Annotated in this window: 16 protein-coding genes and 2 pseudogenes; 13 read left to right on the plus strand and 5 right to left on the minus strand. The window is 69.7% G+C overall.

Annotation, left to right across the window (positions count from 1 at the left end):
* Positions 1–22 precede the first annotated feature (22 nt).
* The 10 genes from EG812_RS05590 to EG812_RS05635 all read left to right on the plus strand — a co-directional run bounded on the left by EG812_RS05590 (position 23) and on the right by EG812_RS05635 (position 10,974).
* Entirely contained in the window at positions 23–1,267 is a 1,245-nt protein-coding gene (locus tag EG812_RS05590; RefSeq protein ID WP_126710931.1) for an AAA family ATPase, read from the plus strand.
* Positions 1,264–2,514, plus strand: coding sequence for a vWA domain-containing protein (locus EG812_RS05595; protein WP_126710932.1), 1,251 nt, complete (start codon positions 1,264–1,266; stop codon positions 2,512–2,514). The genes EG812_RS05590 and EG812_RS05595 overlap by 4 nt, the downstream gene beginning before the upstream one ends.
* Positions 2,515–2,717: 203 nt before the next feature.
* Complete coding sequence (locus EG812_RS05600) at positions 2,718–3,404, plus strand: tryptophan 2,3-dioxygenase family protein (RefSeq protein ID WP_126710933.1); 687 nt, start codon at positions 2,718–2,720, stop codon at positions 3,402–3,404.
* A 68-nt stretch (positions 3,405–3,472) separates the two neighbouring features.
* Entirely contained in the window at positions 3,473–4,735 is a 1,263-nt protein-coding gene (locus EG812_RS05605) for a tryptophan 2,3-dioxygenase family protein (RefSeq protein WP_126710934.1), read from the plus strand.
* A complete protein-coding gene (locus EG812_RS05610) occupies positions 4,732–5,895 on the plus strand; it encodes an aminotransferase class V-fold PLP-dependent enzyme (protein ID WP_233579386.1) in 1,164 nt (387 codons plus the stop codon). The genes EG812_RS05605 and EG812_RS05610 overlap by 4 nt, the downstream gene beginning before the upstream one ends.
* A complete protein-coding gene (locus EG812_RS05615) occupies positions 5,892–6,920 on the plus strand; it encodes a methyltransferase (RefSeq protein WP_126710936.1) in 1,029 nt (342 codons plus the stop codon). Before EG812_RS05610 ends, EG812_RS05615 begins: the two co-directional genes overlap by 4 nt.
* Positions 6,921–7,124: 204 nt before the next feature.
* Positions 7,125–7,397 carry a hypothetical protein gene (locus tag EG812_RS05620; RefSeq protein WP_126710937.1) on the plus strand — a complete coding sequence of 91 codons (273 nt, stop codon included), beginning with the start codon at positions 7,125–7,127 and terminating at the stop codon, positions 7,395–7,397.
* The gene (locus EG812_RS05625) at positions 7,357–7,977 is read left to right on the plus strand and encodes an RNA polymerase sigma factor (RefSeq protein WP_126710938.1); all 621 of its coding nucleotides are present in this window, start codon (positions 7,357–7,359) and stop codon (positions 7,975–7,977) included. The genes EG812_RS05620 and EG812_RS05625 overlap by 41 nt, the downstream gene beginning before the upstream one ends.
* The gene (locus tag EG812_RS05630) at positions 7,977–10,106 is read left to right on the plus strand and encodes a tetratricopeptide repeat protein (protein ID WP_158632487.1); all 2,130 of its coding nucleotides are present in this window, start codon (positions 7,977–7,979) and stop codon (positions 10,104–10,106) included. Before EG812_RS05625 ends, EG812_RS05630 begins: the two co-directional genes overlap by 1 nt.
* 16 nt (positions 10,107–10,122) lie before the next feature.
* Positions 10,123–10,974 (plus strand): AAC(3) family N-acetyltransferase, encoded by an 852-nt coding sequence (locus tag EG812_RS05635; protein ID WP_050814758.1) that lies wholly within the window; start codon positions 10,123–10,125, stop codon positions 10,972–10,974.
* A gap of 65 nt (positions 10,975–11,039) precedes the next feature.
* Here EG812_RS05635 and EG812_RS30220 read toward each other — a convergent pair.
* A pseudogene (locus EG812_RS30220) lies at positions 11,040–11,181 on the minus strand (IS5/IS1182 family transposase); the annotation flags it as partial.
* A 301-nt stretch (positions 11,182–11,482) separates the two neighbouring features.
* Positions 11,483–11,986: a MarR family winged helix-turn-helix transcriptional regulator gene (locus tag EG812_RS05645; protein ID WP_126710940.1), complete on the minus strand. Its 504-nt coding sequence runs from the start codon at positions 11,984–11,986 to the stop codon at positions 11,483–11,485.
* A gap of 113 nt (positions 11,987–12,099) precedes the next feature.
* Between EG812_RS05645 and EG812_RS05650 the strand changes: the two genes are divergently transcribed.
* The 3 genes from EG812_RS05650 (at position 12,100) to EG812_RS05660 (ending at position 15,734) form a co-directional block, all read left to right on the plus strand.
* Entirely contained in the window at positions 12,100–12,777 is a 678-nt protein-coding gene (locus tag EG812_RS05650; RefSeq protein ID WP_126710941.1) for a hypothetical protein, read from the plus strand.
* 289 nt (positions 12,778–13,066) lie between these two features.
* Positions 13,067–14,176 (plus strand): peptidoglycan recognition protein family protein, encoded by a 1,110-nt coding sequence (locus EG812_RS05655; protein WP_126710942.1) that lies wholly within the window; start codon positions 13,067–13,069, stop codon positions 14,174–14,176.
* Between the two features lie 175 nt (positions 14,177–14,351).
* Positions 14,352–15,734, plus strand: a complete 1,383-nt coding sequence (locus tag EG812_RS05660) for a nucleotidyl transferase AbiEii/AbiGii toxin family protein (protein ID WP_233579387.1) — start codon at positions 14,352–14,354, stop codon at positions 15,732–15,734.
* 37 nt (positions 15,735–15,771) lie between these two features.
* On the opposite strand, the gene EG812_RS30020 is transcribed toward EG812_RS05660, so the two are convergent.
* From EG812_RS30020 to EG812_RS05670, 3 genes and pseudogenes are all read right to left on the minus strand, one after another.
* Positions 15,772–15,954 carry a mycothiol transferase gene (locus EG812_RS30020; RefSeq protein WP_199743808.1) on the minus strand — a complete coding sequence of 61 codons (183 nt, stop codon included), beginning with the start codon at positions 15,952–15,954 and terminating at the stop codon, positions 15,772–15,774.
* A pseudogene (locus EG812_RS30025) lies at positions 15,912–16,109 on the minus strand (hypothetical protein); the annotation flags it as partial. The pseudogene EG812_RS30025 and the gene EG812_RS30020, both read right to left, overlap by 43 nt.
* Positions 16,024–17,091: a DUF2855 family protein gene (locus tag EG812_RS05670; RefSeq protein ID WP_126710943.1), complete on the minus strand. Its 1,068-nt coding sequence runs from the start codon at positions 17,089–17,091 to the stop codon at positions 16,024–16,026. The gene EG812_RS05670 and the pseudogene EG812_RS30025, both read right to left, overlap by 86 nt.
* Positions 17,092–17,410: the final 319 nt, after the last annotated feature.

Raw genomic sequence — 17,410 nt, forward strand, 5'->3', positions numbered from 1 at the left:
CGACCTCACAAGGTGATCACACATGTCTTCCACCCGTACCTCGATCGACCCCACCCCGATGCCGCAACTCGACGTCGCCGCCGACCTGCTCACGCTGCTGGCCGACACCAGCACCGAGATCCGCTGCGACCCGCAGCTGGAGGCGCTGACCCTGGCTGTGGCCGCCGACCTGCCGGTGCTGCTGTGGGGCGAGCCGGGAATCGGCAAGACCGCCGCGCTGACCCAGCTCGCCGCATCCCTGGACCTGCCACTCACGACGGTGATCGCCAGTGTCCACGAGCCGTCCGACTTCGCGGGGCTGCCCGTCGTCGGCGATGACCCGGCGCACCAGGGCGTGCCGATGGCACCGCCGGACTGGGCGGTGCGCCTGGTTCGCGCCGGCCGCGGACTGTTGTTCCTGGACGAACTGTCGACCGCCCCGCCGGCGGTGCAGGCAGCGCTGCTCCGTCTGGTGCTGGAACGCCGGATCGGCAGCTTGCGCCTGCCGACCGGAGTCCGCATCGTGGCGGCGGCCAATCCGCGATCCTCGGCCGCCGACGGCTGGGAGCTGAGCCCGCCGCTGGCGAACCGCTTCGTCCATCTGCAGTGGACCCACGACCACGAGACCGTCGTACGCGGGCTGGGCGGGACCTGGCCCCGGGCCGTGCTGCCCCGGCTCGATCCGCAGCGGCTGCCGGAGGCCGTCACCTTCGCACGCCGTGCCGTGTGCGGGCTGCTGTCGGCACGCCCGGCGCTCGTGCACCGGCTGCCCACCGGTGAGGCCGGTCGGGGCGGCCCGTGGCCGTCACCGCGCAGCTGGGAGATGACGCTGCGCCTGATCGCCTTCGCGACCGCAGCCGGCTCCTCTCGGGAGGTGCTGTCGTTGCTGGTCCGAGGTGCCGTCGGTGACGGTCCCGGACTGGAGCTGCTGGCCAGCCTGGATCGGATGGACCTTCCCGACCCCGAGGTGCTGCTCGCCGACCCGGACGCCGCCGTGCTGCCCGAGCGGGGCGACCTGCGTCAGGCCGTGCTCGACGCCGTGGTGGAGGCGGTACGCCGACGTCCGGAGCGGGCCCGCTGGGACGCGGCCTGGGACGTGCTGGTCCGCGCGCTGCAGACAGGTGCCCCGGATCTGGTGGTGGTGCCCGCGTCCACGCTCGCCCGGCTGCGTCAGGAAGGCTGGGACGTGCCCGCGTCGATCGAGCAACTCGCCGGGGCGGTCTCGGTGTCCCGGCGGGCCGACCGGACGGCGGCCCGGGTCGCGGCGGTCGCGGGGACCGGCCGATGAGCACCGGCCAGGCCGGGACACTGGACCGGGACAAGCTCTTCACCGCCCGGCTGCACGCCGCCCGGGTCCGGCCGTACCTGGCGACGGCATTGTTCGCCCTGCACGTGGTCGAGTCCCGGTGGGTGCCGACGATGGCGGTGGATCCGCACTGGCGGTGCTACGTCTCGCCGAGGTTCGTGGACCGGACACCCGTGGAGGAACTCGCCGGAGTGTGGGTGCACGAGGTCTCGCATCTGCTGCGTGACCACCACGGGCGCAGCGATCGGGTGGCACGGGAACGCGGGCTGACCGGGCCGGGGGAGCGGCTGAGGATGAACATCGCCGCGGACTGCGAGATCAACGACGACATCTTCGGCGACGGGCTCGCCCGCCCGGAAGGCGCCGTCGAGCCCGGTGACCTGCTGCTGCCCGCGGGCCAGTTGATGGAGGCCTATCTGCGGCAGTTCCGGCTCGGGCCGCGCCTCCAGCATCTGGCCTGGCTGGACTGCGGCAGCGGCGCCGACGGACTGCACCGGCAGTGGGACCTCGGGCCGGACGGCGCGCACGCCCTGAGCCCGCAGGAACGGGACGCGGTGCGGTTCCGGGTGGCCGAGGGCATCACCGGTCGACCCGGAAACGTCCCCCAGGGCTGGCGACGGTGGGCGGAACGGGCGTTCCACCCACCGCAGCCGTGGCGGGAACTCCTGGGAGCCGCGGTCCGCTCGGCGGTATCCGCGCCCGGTGTGGGGGAGGACTACACCTACGGGCGGCCGTCGCGGCGCTCCGCCGGCACACCCGGCGTGGTCCTGCCGGCGCTGCGACGCCGGCCACCACGGGTATGCGTCGTCATCGACACCTCCGGCTCGGTCAGCGACGCCGAACTCGGCAGCGCTCTGCTCGAGGTCGCCGCGATCTCCCGGGCCGTGGGTGGCCGCCGCGACCTGGTCAGCGTGCTGCCCTGTGACGCGGCACCCCAGGTCGTACGCGCAACGTGTCAAGCCGAGGACATCCCCCTGATCGGTGGCGGCGGCACCGACCTGCGCGCCGGTTTCGCCAGGGCACTGCGCGGCAGGCCGGGCCCGGATGTCATCGTCGTACTGACCGACGGGCAGACACCCTGGCCGACGTCACGCCCGCCGTGCCGGACCGTGGTGGGGCTGTTTCCGCGGGCCAGGCGGTGGGACGAGGACGACCCCGACCACGTGCCGGACTCACCGCCGCAGTGGGCGCGCGTGGTCACCATCGGATCCGCTCCCGCCGCAAGGTGAGCCAGAGCGGCAACGCCATCGCATCGACGCACGTCAGCGGTATCACGTGGGTGCCGACGGGGTGGGTGGCGCAAATCACGGTGAGTTGATTGATCCGAAACTCATCGCAACCAAGGGCTGGTGCATTGCCGTTCGTCGTTGGATGATGACCGCCGGTACACGACGTTGATCTCGGCGCCAGCGCCCAGACGGAGGGCTATTCCGTGAAGCACGACCATTCGCCTGTCCTGCCAGGTCAGGGCGCTACGGACTATGCGCGCTACATGCGTATCGATGCGCTGCTCGGTTTGCAGCGGTCGCCGGACGAGGTCATACATCGCGACGAACTGCTTTTTCAGGTGGTGCATCAGTCGACCGAGTTGTGGCTCAAACTGGCGGCGGCGGAGTTGGCGGAGGCGACCGCACAGGTGGCTGCGGGGCGGCTGGCGGCGGCGGAGGCGTTCCTGGTCCGGGCGACGCTCGCCGTCCGCTTGATCACCGACCAGTTGGAGATGTTGCGATACCTGTCACCAGTGGATTTCCAGGCGATGCAACCGGCGCTGGGCAACGGCTCCGGTGCGGAATCACCTGGTTGGCGCGACGTCCAGCGGGCCAGCCGAAAGCTCGGTCGGGCGTTCGACGAGCAGCTCGCCACCCGCGGCATCACGGCCACGGCACTGTGCCCGACCGATCCGGCGGAACCGCTGCACCGGCTCGCCGAGGCGATGGTGGAGTGGGACGAACGGGTGTCGGTGTGGCGGGTCCGCCACTACCAGGTGGCACTGCGAATTGGCGGCCATCGGCCCGCCGGCAGCCCCGGTAGCGCGGCGAACATGCTGGCGAAACTCGCCGGACACCGATTCTTTCCCGAGTTGTGGCAGGCGCGGACGAGCCTTACCACCAACGAATAACCCTGCTCAACTCAGCATCTGCGGTCGACGGCAGCGTATTCGTATTTTCACGTTTTGAGGGGTGGCATGTGCGTGCGTTGACTTCCTGGTTGTCCGGCCCGAGTGAACCGCACAGTTTTCCCTACTCGCCGGTGCTTGCCGAATTTCACCGACTCGGTAAACACTTTGTCGAAAAGGATTGCCTCGCCCTGCTCGACAGCGCCCGGCAAGCAGTGGCCGGCCGGGCCACCACCACCGGCGACGCCGCGACCCGGCAGCTGACCGACTTCCTGGACATCGCACTCGACAAGTGGGACGGCCGCTACGACTATCGCAGCTACCTGGCTCTGCGGCTGCTTCGACTACCGGATTCCGCCGACCATCCGCCCACAGTGGAGGCCGGTGACGGGCGGCGGGCCCGGGACCGGCTCCTCGTCCGCCTGGTCGCCGACACGCTGGCGTTCGAGTTGGCCGCCGCCGCGCACACCACCGGGCTGCTTCCCCAGGAGAGGCCCGGGCCGGTGCTGGTGGCCAAACGGTGCCGGCTGGGGGTGCGAGCCGTCGCCCCTGCGCTGGCTCGTCTCGGGGTGGTCGAGGCGGTCGGCGCGGGCACCCCGGCCGCTGCCACGGCCCGCCTGCTCGCCGTCGCCCGTGAGCTGGTCTCCCCGGGGGACCCGTCATTGCGGCTGAGCATGCTGCCGGTGCATGTGACGCACGACGAGTACCTGTTCATCCGGGTGCTCCAGGCGTACGAGTGCATCTTCGCCGGCGTCGCCGAGGAACTTCGCGCGGCAGTGACGGCCCTGGCGGGAAACACGCCGGCCACCGCCGCCGACCGGCTCGGCTACGCGGGTGACCTGCTGCGCACCGCAGGGCCCCTCTTCTCCCTGCTGGCCACCATGCAACCGGAATCGTTCCGCACCTTCCGGCAGTACACCGAGGGCGCCAGCGCGATCCAGTCCCGCTCCTACAAGCTGGTCGAGTCGCTGTGTCGTACGCCCGAGGTGGGCCGGCTGGACTCGGTCGCCTACCAGTCGGTGCCGGAGGTGCAGGCCCGGGTACGCGACGGCCAGCCGACGGTGGACCAGACGTACCGGCGGGCGGTTGCCGACGGCCGGCTCACCGGGGCGGACGCCACCCTGGTGGCACGGCGGATGGCCACGTTCGCCGGTGCCCTGACGCAGTGGCGTCGTACCCATCTGCGGGTCGCGGTGCGGATGCTCGGTGCCCGGTCCGGCACGGGCTACACCGAGGGCACGCCCTACCTGGCGGCGGTCAGCACCGCACCGGTCTTCGCCGCCGTGACCACCGACGCCGCCACGCCCGAGCAGAACGAGAGGCGGTGCGCGTGAGCCAGCCCGAGCAGAGCCCCCGGTGTCTCGACGCCGCCGCACACGCCGCCCTGCGCGCGGAGTTCCCCCTGCTCGCGAGCTGCGTCTACCTGAACAGCAACTCCACCGGCGTCGTGCCGAGAGGCGTGGAGACGGTACTGCACGACTACTGGGAGACCCTACGCACCTGGCGCGACGACGTCTGGCAGGACTGGCACATCGGCCTCGACCGGTACGCCGACTCGGTGGCCACCCTGCTGGGCGCGCCGCCGGGCAGCGTGCTCACCGACGCGAACCTGAGCACCTTCCTGGCCCGAGTGGCGTCCTGTTTCGACTACCGCCCGCCCCGCAACCGGGTGGTGATCACGGATCTCGACTACCCGACGGTGCCGTTCATCTTCCGGGCGTACGGCCGATACGGCGCGCAGCTCGACGTGGTCGGCACCGGCGGCCCCCACCTCGACCAGGACGCGCTGGAAGCCCGGATCGACGAGCGGACGCTGCTGGTGTGCGTGCCGCACGCCAGCTTCACCTCCGGCGCCACCGTCGACCTGTCCCGGCTGGTGACCCGAGCCCACCAGGTCGGTGCGCTGGTGGTGGTGGACGCCTTCCAGACCGTCGGGGTGGTGCCGTTGGACGTCACCGCGCTCGGCGTCGACGTCGTCCTGGGCGGATCCCACAAGTGGCTGTGCGGCGCCGGCACCGCGTTCCTCTACGTCCGGCCGGACCTGGTGTCACGGCTGACTCCGGCGGCCACCGGCTGGCAGGCCGGCGACCGCGCGTTGACGTTCCGACCGTCGCCCGGCTGGGCGCCCGGCATCCGTCGCTTCGCCGGCGGCACACCGTACCCACTGACCTCCCTGATCTCCCAGGTCGGCCTGGACCTGCTGCTCGACGTGGGAGCCGACGCCATCCGGCGGCACTCGCTGGCGCTCACCGGGCGGCTGCTGGACCGGGCCGACGCCGCCGGCATCACGGTGGTCAGCCCCACCGACAGCGCGCGGCGAGGCGGCGTGGTGTGCCTGGACGTCCCCGACGGTGAGGCCGTCAAGCAGCGGCTGGCCGCTCGGGACGTGATCTGCAGCTGGCGCGGCTACCTGCGGGTCGGCCCGCATGTCTACAACACCCTCGACGAGATCGACCTGTTCATGGATGCGCTGGAAGAGGAGCTGCACCGGTGACCGTCACCCTCTCGCCCCGGGCGTTGATGAGCCTGCTCGTCAACGGCCCCAAGGCCGCGGACGTGCTGCACACGGCACTCGACCTGGGACTGCTCGACGCGCTGGAGGCCGGACCGGTCCGCCTCGACGCGTTGGCCACCCGGTTCGGGGTGCTTCCGCTGCGGCTGTACAAATTCCTCGACTGCATCGAGAGCCTCGGCCTGCTGACCCGCGACGAGCCCGACGACGACATCGGCGCGACCAGCTACCGCGCCGTACCGGGACTGCGGGACGCGGTCAACGCGGTGGTCGGTCCCGACGCCACCGAGCGGGACAGAGACCGCTACCCGTGGCGGCAGTTGCACGGCCGACTGGCCGAGAGCCTGCGCGGTGAGGTCAGCATCGACGACGGGTTCGCCTGGCCACCGAAGACAGCCGAACAGACCGCCGAGTTCGAGCGCAGCATGGCCCTCGGGCTGGGACCGGCGATCGAGACGGTACGCCGGCACTCGGATCGACTCTGGTCGGACCGCCACCGGCTACTCGACGTCGGCGGCGGTGACGGAACCCTCGCCGCACACATCCTCGACACCGCGCCGGACCTGCGGGCCGACGTGTACAACCTGCCGGCGGTGGCACCACTGGTGGCCGCCACCCGCGACGCCCGTGGCCACGCCGACCGGCTCGGCTTCGTCGGCGGCGACTTTTTCGTCGAACCCCTACCGCGCGGTTACGATGCGCTGTCCTTCGTCCGGGTCCTGCACGACTGGCCGAACGCGGTGGCCCGCGAACTGGTCCAGCAGGCGTACGCGGCATTGGACCCGGGCGGGCTGATCCTGATCTGCGAGGAGTTCCGCACCCCGGACCGGCTGGCCATGCAGTTCTTCTGGAGCTACTTCCTGATCGGCGTCGACAGCAGCGTCAGTCGACTCCGCGAGGCGGACTTCTACACCAAGCTGCTCACCGAGGTCGGCTTCCAGGACGTGGCAGTGCTGCCGGGCACCTGGGAACTCGTCATCGCGTACAAGCCGTCCGGGCGGGAGTGAGCGCCGTGTCCGGCGCGTCGACAAGGCGAGTCACATCCTGACCGAGGGAGCCCTTCCAGTCCTCGGCGCCACCCGGTAGGCCACGACCCGCGACGCTGGCAACGCTGTCGGCCGATCCCTGTGGCCACCGATGCGACGGCATCGGTGGTTCTCGTGGGGACGACCAAACGCGAACGGGGTGCCGCACGACAGTGGGTTGTGATGATGACATTGCCCAAGCACGGAGCATGGGCGGTACTGACCGCCCTGACTGCGGGCCCCCTGCCCTGGCAGTCGACCACCCTGATGGCGGGCATGCTGGCCGTCTGCACCGCGATGAGCCTGCTCGCCGAGTGGCAGGCGCGAGGCAGCCTGGTCACCCCGACCCGCGCCGCTCTCACAGTCCGGCTCGAGTGCTGGAACGCGACGGGCGTGCAGACTGTCCGGCTGATCTGGAATGCCGCGGCAGATCGGCACCGACAGCAACCAGGGACGTGATGTGGGGTCCGTCGAGTCCCGGCCAAAGCTCACCAGAGCCCAGGTCGAGCAGATCGAACAGCTCTACCTGCATGAGGCCGAGGACCTGTACCGGTATGCCCACTCGCGTTCGTGGATCCGGGCCGGCGATGCACATGATCTGGTCCAGACCACGTTCCACGAAGCCATCCGCGCCTGGGAGAAGGTCGAGCCGCTCGGTGTCGACGAGCGCAGACGATGGCTACGTCAGGTGCTCAGGAACAAAGCAGTCGATGTTTGGAGAAAGCAGAACCGGGTCGATCTGGCCGTCGATGTCTCCGAGCTGCACCCTACGTCCGACGACGAGACAGCCGAGCACGTGGCGCTGACGATCGCCCTGGCCAACTGCTGGAGGGCGATCGAACAGATGCCACCGCGTCGGCGGATGGTCGCGTTCCTGGTCTGGGGTCAGGCATGGGATGTCAAGCGCGCCGCCGAGCACCTCGGGCTGGCGGCGAGCACCGTTCGCGTCCATCTGCGAGAGGCACGTCTGCAGCTGAGAGCCAGCGTCGGCCACCTGGTGCCGTTCATCGAAGACGAGGAAGACTGGGAGTCTGCGTAATGACCGACAACGAGGAGCGGATGCCGCTCACGTTCGCAGAGGTCTACCGACGCGCCCGTGCGGCCGGGGGAGAGGCGATCCCACCGTTTGACCTCAGGCGCGGCCTGGACGAACTGAGGGCCTGGATCGACCGGGAAGTCGACGTCGTGGAGGAGACGGGAGAACACCGCGCCTCTGCTGGGGTGCGACGCTCGCAGATGGAACTGCGGGGACGCCATGACCTGCTAAAAGAGTTGCTGACCCTGGCACACCGACCCGCAGCGGGCGGTCCGGCCGTGCTCGTCGGGGCAGGCGGTTCGGGAAAGTCCACGTTGGCCGCTGCCCTGACGGAACGGGCGCGAAGCTGGGACCGCCAGCTGTGGTGGGTCTCCGCCGCCGATCCGGCTGGCTTCTTCGAGGGTTTGACCAGGGTGATGAGCGACCTCGGCGGCTCCACCACAGACCTGGAATCGATCGCCAACGGGGCGTCTGACGGCCCCGACCGGCTCTGGCGTCTGCTGGAACGCTCACCCAGAAGATGGCTGCTCGTCATCGACAACGCCGACGATCCCTGGATCCTTGCCGCGGCGGACTCGCCGGCGGGTATCCAGGACGGCCGAGGCTGGGTGCGGGCGTCGCAGCGAGGCCTGGTCGTGGTGACAAGCCGGGAAACCGACGCACGCATGTGGGTGGGTGCCCGACTCTTCGCGGTCGGTCAGCTGAGTGAGGTCGACGCCGCGCAGGTCCTCCGCGATCTCGCGCCGCAGGCCGGGGACGAGACCGAGGCCCTGGCCCTGGCGCGACGTATCGGTGGTCTGCCGCTCGCCCTTCACCTGGCCGGGACCTACCTGGGCTCCGGGATCGCGCAGTCGCACACCTTCGCCGCCTACGAACGGGCCCTCGGCAGCCGGGAGGGAACCATGGTGGACCGTACTGCGGAGATCTCGCTGGACGGGCTGGCTCAACAGGGCATCCCTCAGGCCCGGACGCTACTGCGGCTGGCCAGCTGCTACGCACCCGAGTCGATTCCGACCCGCATGCTGTCCATGAGTGGCCTGCAAGAGGCGCTCGACGGGTTGACAGGTGTGGGTCTGATCCAGAGCGGCGTCGCCGCGATCACCCTGCATCCCGTCGTCACCGCCACCCACCGCGCCCGCCTCGCGGGACCAGAGGTCTGGCAGACCGCAGTCGCGCATCTGGTCGACGCACTGCGGGAGCTCAGCCACAGCCAGCCGGAATGCTGGCCGGAGTATCGGCGGCTCAGCCAACACCTGCTGGCCCTGCTCGATGCCGTCGCCGAACACGGAGACCACGAGCACCTCGCCCTGCTGGCCGACGCCACCGCCGATGTCGCCAGGGCCTTCAACCACAGCGGCGCGTTCGGGGCCGCCGGCATGCTGTGCCGGATCGCTCTCGACCGCTGTGCAGCACTGGGTGAGGAACACCCGGCGGTGCTGGGCGTCCGGCACCAGTTCGCCTGGACCGTCGCCAACAGGGGCGATCTGTCCCAAGCGGAGAGCATCTACCAGGAGGTGCTCAGCATCCGAGGGCGGGTCCTCGGCGACTACCACCCCGACACCCTCCGCAGCCGCCACGAATCCGGGTGGATCGCCAGTCTGCTCGGCAGATGGGCCGAGGCTGAACAACGCTATCGGGACACCCTTCACGACTGCCTGCTCCACCTCGGGCCGGACTCGCGGGACACCCTGACCACGCGCCACGAGCTGGCGTACGCGATCGCCCGGCAGGGCCGCCTCGACGAAGCCCAACCGATCTTCGAGGACGTCCTGCGCGACCGGCGACGTGTCCTTTCCGATCTCGCTCCACAAACCCTCCAGACCCAGCACGCGCTCGCGTGGATCACCGCCAGCCAGGGCAGATGGGCAGCGGCCGAGGCCCTCTACCGCCAGCTCCTCGACCTGCGTCAGGTGCTCGAGGTCGACCACCCCCACGTCCTGCTCACCCTGCACGAACTCGCCTGGACGATCGCACGTCAGGGCCGCCGAAGCGAGGCGGAGACCATCTACCGACAAGTCCTGGAGCGACGCGACCGCACCCTGGGCACCGATCACCCCGAAACCGAGACCACCCGATGGGCGCTGAACGAGCTCCTGCACGGGCGGATTGTCGACGCCGTACACCCGGCCTGACCGTTCGGAGACCCACATGATCTTCGAGGAACACCTCGCCACCGCCCTGGCAGGCCTGCACCTGACCGAGCGCCCCGTCATGCTGCACACCTCACTGCGGTCCTTCCGGACAGTGATCGACGGCGGTGCCGACGCCATACTCGACGCACTGCTCAACCGTGGTTGCACCGTGATGGTGCCCGCCTTCACGGAACCCCAGTTCGCAGTGGCTGCCCCCACCGACATGCGTCCGGCACGCAACGGCGTCGACTACGCCGCCCCGCCGGTCGAGGACACCCTGCTGGAACCCAGCCCCTACCGTGTCGACTGCGGACTGATCAACCCTGCGCTCGGCCTGCTTCCGGCTGTGCTCGTCGGGCGCCCCGACGCCGTACGCGGCCGGCATCCACTCAACTCCTTCGCCGCGGTCGGCCCGGAGGCCGCCCACATCATCGACGCCCAGAGCCCCGATGATGTGTACGGGCCGATTCGCGAGCTTGCCGACCGCGACGGCGTGATCCTGCTCATCGGTGTGGGCCTCAACCGCATGACCGCCCTGCACCTGGCCGAACAGTGGTCCGGCCGCCGCATGTTTCGCAGGTGGGCAAAAGACATCGACGGTGCCGTCCGCATGGTCGAGGTCGGCTCCTGCTCCGCAGGGTTCCCGAAGCTGGAGCCGGTCCTCGGTTCGCTTGACCAGAACATCATGGTCGGCGCCTCGCGCTGGCGCGCCTTCCCAGCCCGGCAGACCCTCGCCGCCGCGACGGCCGCCATCGCCGCCCAGCAGGACATCACCCGTTGTCCTGACACCGAATGCATGCTCTGTCGAGACGCCGTCGCCGGAGGCCCGACGACTTGCCACACACGTCGGCCCGCCTTCCGAACGTGAACAAGTCCGCATGGTCGACCTGGCATCTAGATCGAACAGCGCTGAGCCATTCTCATCATGGATAGCGGGCGTCCTCGGTGGCTTGGAAGACGAGGATGGCCTCTTGCATTGATAGCCCTGTCCGTGAAGGTCAGCACGTTCGCGCTGTCAAGGGCGTCAATCAGGCCGTGGGTTTGGGCGGCGGGTCAGGTCGTGCACTGAGCCGGGCGGTGAGGTCGGGATTCGGAGTCGCCACAGATGTCTTCGGCTTTCGAATCCCACTCACCGAGGCGTGTACTTGTCGCAAGTGGTTGACGCCCAAGCTGCGTTGTAGACGTAATCATTGTGCCAGTAGCACTTATTGATGATCGACGCGACGTGAGGCGGATTTGTTTTCCAACACTGCTGAGTGTAGTTCGAACAGTGGTACCTCCCATCAGCGGCTGACGTCGGCTCGCGGGCGCGATCACTGGCCGGCCGCCGGGTTCGATCTTACTGAGGCACTCCTTTGTCCCGCCTGCCGCCGGGGTCACTGCGTCGCTGATCTCGCACTGTTCTGTAGACCCGGGTGGACGCCGGCCGGGTGTCCGGTGTGCTCGGCGAGCCGTTGCAGGACGGCGATGAGATGTCCGCGTTCGTTGGCATCGAGCGGAGTGAGGATCTCATCCTCGTGCTGGTCGGCGATCCTGCGGGCGCGGGGTAGCAGGGCGCGTGCGGCGTCAGTCAGGTGAATGGCGTGGGCGCGGCGGTCGGTGGGGTGTCGCCGACGTTCGATAAGGCCGCGATGCTGAAGGTCGTCGAGGAGTCCGACCATGACCTTGCGGTGGATGCCCAGCACGTCGGCGAGCTGTTGCTGGGTGCTCCCTTCGCCGCGCTCAAGGTGCATGAGCAGCCCGAAGTGATTCGGCCCGATGCCCAGCGGCGCCAGTCGCGTCGCGAAGGTCTGCGCGGTGTGGAACCCGAGCTGGGAGAGCAGGAAGTTGGCCCGGCCGGCCAGCGGCCGGTCCGTGCCGGGTGCGAGATCATCGGACACCCCATTATTGTACGCCTTCGTGACTGTCTTGTACGGTAACAGTTACCACTGCTCCGCAGTTGGGGATCGGATGAGGCTCACCGCACTGTCCCCTCTACGCCGAAGGATGCCGGATGTCCTACCCGCTGCCCCAGTTCGTCGAGCCGGAACCACACGGATTCATCTATCTGGGCTTCCAGGTCGAGCCCCCGCGACAGGCACCCGTCTACACCCACACCCCGCGCCGGCAACGGGCGGCGGCGCGGCTCGTCCAGGCCGTCCCCGCACTCCTGCGCCGCCCGGACGTGGCGTCCGTACGCATCTTCCGTGCGGTGTTCATCCCGCCACTGCCCGGCGCGCCCCGCTACGACCTGGCGACGCTCATCCGGACGAAGCACGTGGACGACCTGAAAGCGGTGCGCACCTGCGGCGAGGTCGCGGCCCTCGACGGCGAGCAGATCCTGGCCGGCGTCAACGTGGCCCGGATAGGTGACACCGAGGCCCGCACCGACGGTGTCTTCCTGCTCAACCACTTCACCGCCGCGCCCGGCACCGACGCCGACGCCGTCTGGCGCTCAGTCGCCGGCTGGTACACCACCAAGACCGCAGTGGACAACTCCACTGCCCTGCGGCCCACCGAGCCTTCGCCGTTCGCCTTGGTGAACTATGCGCGGCTGCCGGCCGGGCCGATCCGTTTCCTGGTCGGGCAACTCACGCGTCCGAGCTTCCACCGCTTCGTGCGGGCCCGCCTCGACGCCCACGGGATGCGGGCGCTACCCGCCTTCCACCGGCTCGTGCACACGTCGGCGTGACGTCGAACGGAGGTCGACCCTCATGCGTTTTTCTCGTCCTGCCGGGGTGGCCAGGACCTCGACAGCGTCAGGTTGCGGCGAGTGCGGGTGGGGTGATTGTGCGTAGGAATATCCGCGAGGGGTTTGCGTGACTGTCCGATGCGGAATAGCCTCGGCTCACTCTTCTGGATACCGGGTATTCAGATGAAACCGGGCGATGGGGTCGGGCGTGTGTAGTACTGGCAGGGCTGGCCCAGCGTGACCGACCTGCGCCGCGAACAGGAAGTCACCCACTCGAAGGAGTCCGTCGATGGTAACCAGACGAAATGCCCTTGCGGCCGGCGCGTTCGCCGCTGCAGCGCTTCCGGTGACCGCAGTGATGATGCGTGGTTCGGCCTCGGCCGAGTCGACGCCGACCGGCGGGCAGACCGCCCCGCGTACGTTGTCGCGACGGGCAGGCCGGGTGCGCGCGGGCGCCCGGGTGAGCGGCACCTCGTTCCCGGTCAGCCACCTCGGAGTGCGCTGGGCGGGTGACAATCCTCTGCGGATCCGCTTCCGGACGACTTCCGGATGGGCGTCCTGGCAGATGGTGAACGGCTGCGACGGCGGTCATGACGATGCCGAGGTAGGCGGCCACGCCGCTCTGATCTCCGCCCCGCTGGCGACCAGCTACGAACTCGACGCGGGTAGTGCCGACGCGGTGCAGATCATCGAGCTGAACACCGTGGACGGGCCGCGGGACCTGCGACTCGCGGGTGCGCGCCGAGGAATGCCGATCGGTGACCGGGTCGTGCCGGTGCGATACCTCAGCCGGGCAGCCTGGGGGGCCGACGAGTCGTTGCGGTTCAACCCGGACGGCACCCCGAAGTTCGGTGCCGACCAGTTCTTCCCCGTGCAGACCGTGACGGTGCACCACACCGCAGGCCAGAACGACGATCCGGACCCGGCCGGGTTCGTCCGAGGGCTGTACCAGTTCGACCTCGACCGCTACGGGGACCTCGGCTATCACCTGATGATCGACGAGGCGGGCACCGTCTACGAGGGCCGCGCGTCCGGCAGTGACTCGCAGCCGATGTTCGGACCGGCCGGTGCCGACGGCCGTCCGCTGATGATCAGCGCCGCCCATGTCGGCGGCATGAACAGCGGCAACCTCGGCATCGCGCTACTCGGCGACTTCACCAGTCGGCAGCCGACCGCAGCGGCCCGGTCGGCGCTGACCAAGGTCCTGGCCGGTATCTGTGCCGTACAGCGGCTCGACCCACGGGCCGCCACCACCTTTGTCAACCCGGTCAGCGGTGCCCAACTGGCAGTCGACACCATCTCCGGTCACCGGGACTGGATGGCCACCGAATGCCCCGGCAACGCCTTCTACCCCAAGCTGCCCGCGCTTCGGAAAAAGGTGGCAAGCCTCCTGCGCTGACCCTTCTCACAGACTCCGAGACGGGGTCGGTGGCCGGCAACCGCGGCAACGATGAGGCGGCGCTGATGAGCAACTCGCATCCGCCGCCTCACTGCGCTCCCCGGTAATCGCGTTCTGCCGCCTGTGGCCGTGCCATAGACTCCGCCGGTGCCTGAGGTGTCGGGGGACTTCGACGGTGCAGCGTTGGGAACGCGAACTGCGCGGGGTGGGGATATACCCATGCCGCTCGAAGATCGAGGCGGCCCCATGGTGCGTCGGCGTACCGCAGTCGGACGAGCAGGTGGTAGCCGAGCCGGGTGGCCGGTACTTCGAGCATCACGTCAAACTGCTGTTACCCACCACGGCGGTTGCGGATCTGGTGGCTCTCACCGATCTGGTCGCGCCGCACGGGGCGCGGCTGTCTCGCAACGCCCGCCGGGAGCTGGCGGACGGCGCGCAGGAACGCTTCGTCAACCAGCGCTGTCACGGTGTCGGGCTCGCCACGGCCCGGCATCGGCTGGACAAGCTCGTCGAAACCCTTCGAGCCGCAGGCCACGAGCCGACCACAGTGGAGCAGGAGTACGTCGTCTTCGACAGCGCCCTGCACCACGACCATGGCTGGCTGGACTCGCCGGAGCCGGCCGCGAGCGGTTACCAGCGGAAGCGCGAGAACAGGATGAGGTCCGCGCCGGCCGACTCCCCGGACTACCCGCCGACCTACCGGCCACTACCCGCCGGCCCGACCGTACGCCAGCGGGCGGCCTTCGACCCCGCCCTCAAGCAGTACCCGAACGCCTACCGCGCCGGCGAACCCGACTTCCTGGTGCCGGCCACCGGCCAGCGGTGGACCGACGCCCGACGTACCGCCATGAATCACATCCTGGCGGCCGCCGCCGCAACCACCTGGAATCAACATCTGGTCCTGCGCGGCAGCGTCACCATGGCGGCCTGGGTCGGCGACGCCGCCCGCGAGCCGGGCGACCTCGACTTCGTCGTCACGCCGCACACCATCACCAGCGACAGCACCGACGCCCGCACGCTGCTCGATGACATCAAGACCACCGTCCGCACCGCGACCGGCGGCGGCCTGCAACCGGACCGCATCACCGAATCCGCCATCTGGACGTACGAACGCGCTGACGGACGCCGCCTGCTCGTGCCGTTTCGCACCCCGGAGGCGCCGGACGGTCACGTACAGATCGACATCGTCTTCGGTGAGCGACTGCCCCTCCCGCCAGAGGTGCTGATCCTGCCCGGCGTCGACGAGCCGTTGCTGGCCGCGCCCGCCTCGCTGGCGCTGGCGTGGAAGCTGCTGTGGCTGGCCACCGACATGTACCCGCAGGGCAAGGACCTCTACGACGCGGTCCTGCTCGCCGAACACACAAGCGTCGACCAGGCGCTCGTCCGCGAACTCATACGACCGGAACTCGGCGTCGAGGCCGACACCTTCACCGCCGAGACCGTGCTGTCCTGGCAGGTCGACTGGTCCAACTTCACCGACGAGTACCCCGGTATCTCGGGCACCGCCGAGCAGTGGACCAGGCGGCTGGCACTGGCCCTCGACCAGGCCTGGAACTGACCGAACCGGAACAGGTCGGCGGCAGGGACCGCCCGGCTCAGCGTGGTCCCAGCCCGGTGCGCCCGTCGATCAGCTCGCGCACGACATCGAGGTGACCGGCGTGCCGAGCGGTCTCCTCGATGACGTGCAGGGCAACGGCTCCGCCGCGCCACGGAAGACCTCCTGGAACCGGTGGCGCTCGGCATGCCCGAGATGCTCCACCAGGCCGAGCGGCGACCATCCGGAGGGCAGGACGGGCACCGCGCGTCTGGTCGTGGAGGCGCAGGGCCACTGGTCCGCAACGCCGGGCTCACAGTTGGACGACGTGGCCCACCCGTGGCGGCGTGCGGCCCGCGAGGACGTCGAGCCAGGCGTGTCGCAGCGCCTCGGGACCATTGCCGACCTGCACGTCGAGCCACTTGTTCAGCACCGGCACGAATCGCTGCCACGCAGCGGTGAACCGTTCGTCGAGGCCGTCGCGGCCCCAGTCGCGGCTGCGCTTGCGCATCTGCACCGGCGCGAAGAAGACCTGCCCGGCGGCGTCGGCGTTGGGAGTCTGCTGGGTGAGCCCGACGGCGATGTCCCGGACGAGTCGGTCGCCGAGATGGTCGCGCAGGGCGCGTCGGGTGGCGGGTGCTCCGGCCAGGTCGAGGTAGACGGTCGGGACCGGGTCGAGGGCGCTGATGTCGTCGTAGGTGAGGACCGTGTCGTAGCAGCCGAGTGACCGGGTGAACGCCAGATTGCCGGGGGAGGTGAGCCCGATCAGGCGCGGTCCGCGGCCGTGCAGTTCAAAGGCGGCAGCGTACGCCGTCTTGCTCGACGCCGACGACAGCACGAGCGACTGCGCACCGTAGTGGTCGTTGTCGATGATCTGGTCGGCGAGCATGAACGAGGTGAAGAACAACGGCCGGAACAGGATCAGCAGGTCCTCCTGCTCCGCCCGGTAGGCGGGGTCCCCGGTGGTCGACCGGTACGCGTTGTACGGCGAGGGCAGATCGGCCCGGTGCCCGCTGGCGTCCCGGAACCCGGACGCGTCCACCCGATCGGGGCGTACCACCAGATGCCCCGCGGGCGGCAGGTAGCCGTAGACCCGCTGACCCGGCTCGACGCCGGCCACGGTGGACGCGATCACCTCGGCGAAGCCCCACAGCGGCGGAAGCCCCCACTGCCGGTCGAGCCCGCGGGGCTCAGGCGGAAAGAACTCCCAGTAGCGCATCGCCTCGCCGAGCACCGCGTACGTCACGTTGTTGGCGGTCAGACCGACCCGGTCCACGCGCAGCAGCGCCTCCCCGTCGGCGACAGCGGGCATCGGGCTGTCGACGAGTGTGGTGCGAGCACGGTCGTCACGGGCCACGGCGAAGGTCCACGAGTCAGCCATGCTGTGACGTTAGGCAGACGCGAACCCGGAGACAAGTGCACTGGGAGTGCAAAATCCCACTCGTGGCGGGCAGGGGAGACGCGTCACCACGAGGACCTGTCGGGATATCGGCGAGGAGGCGGTCTCTTATTGACCACCGACCAGGTCGCCGCTGCCCTGTTCCCGTCCCTGGACTTCGCCCAACGCCGGCTCCTGCCGTCGACGGCTCACGGTAGCCCTGCGACGAGCTGACCGGTGTCCCCAGCGAGAGGACCGAGCCACCGCCCTGCCCGACGCGGTGGCTCGGTGGACGACGCCACGGTCCTGATCCCGTCCCGGT

It is taken from the genome of Verrucosispora sp. FIM060022 (genome assembly GCF_003977705.1).
GTDB lineage: Bacteria > Actinomycetota > Actinomycetes > Mycobacteriales > Micromonosporaceae > Micromonospora > Micromonospora gifhornensis.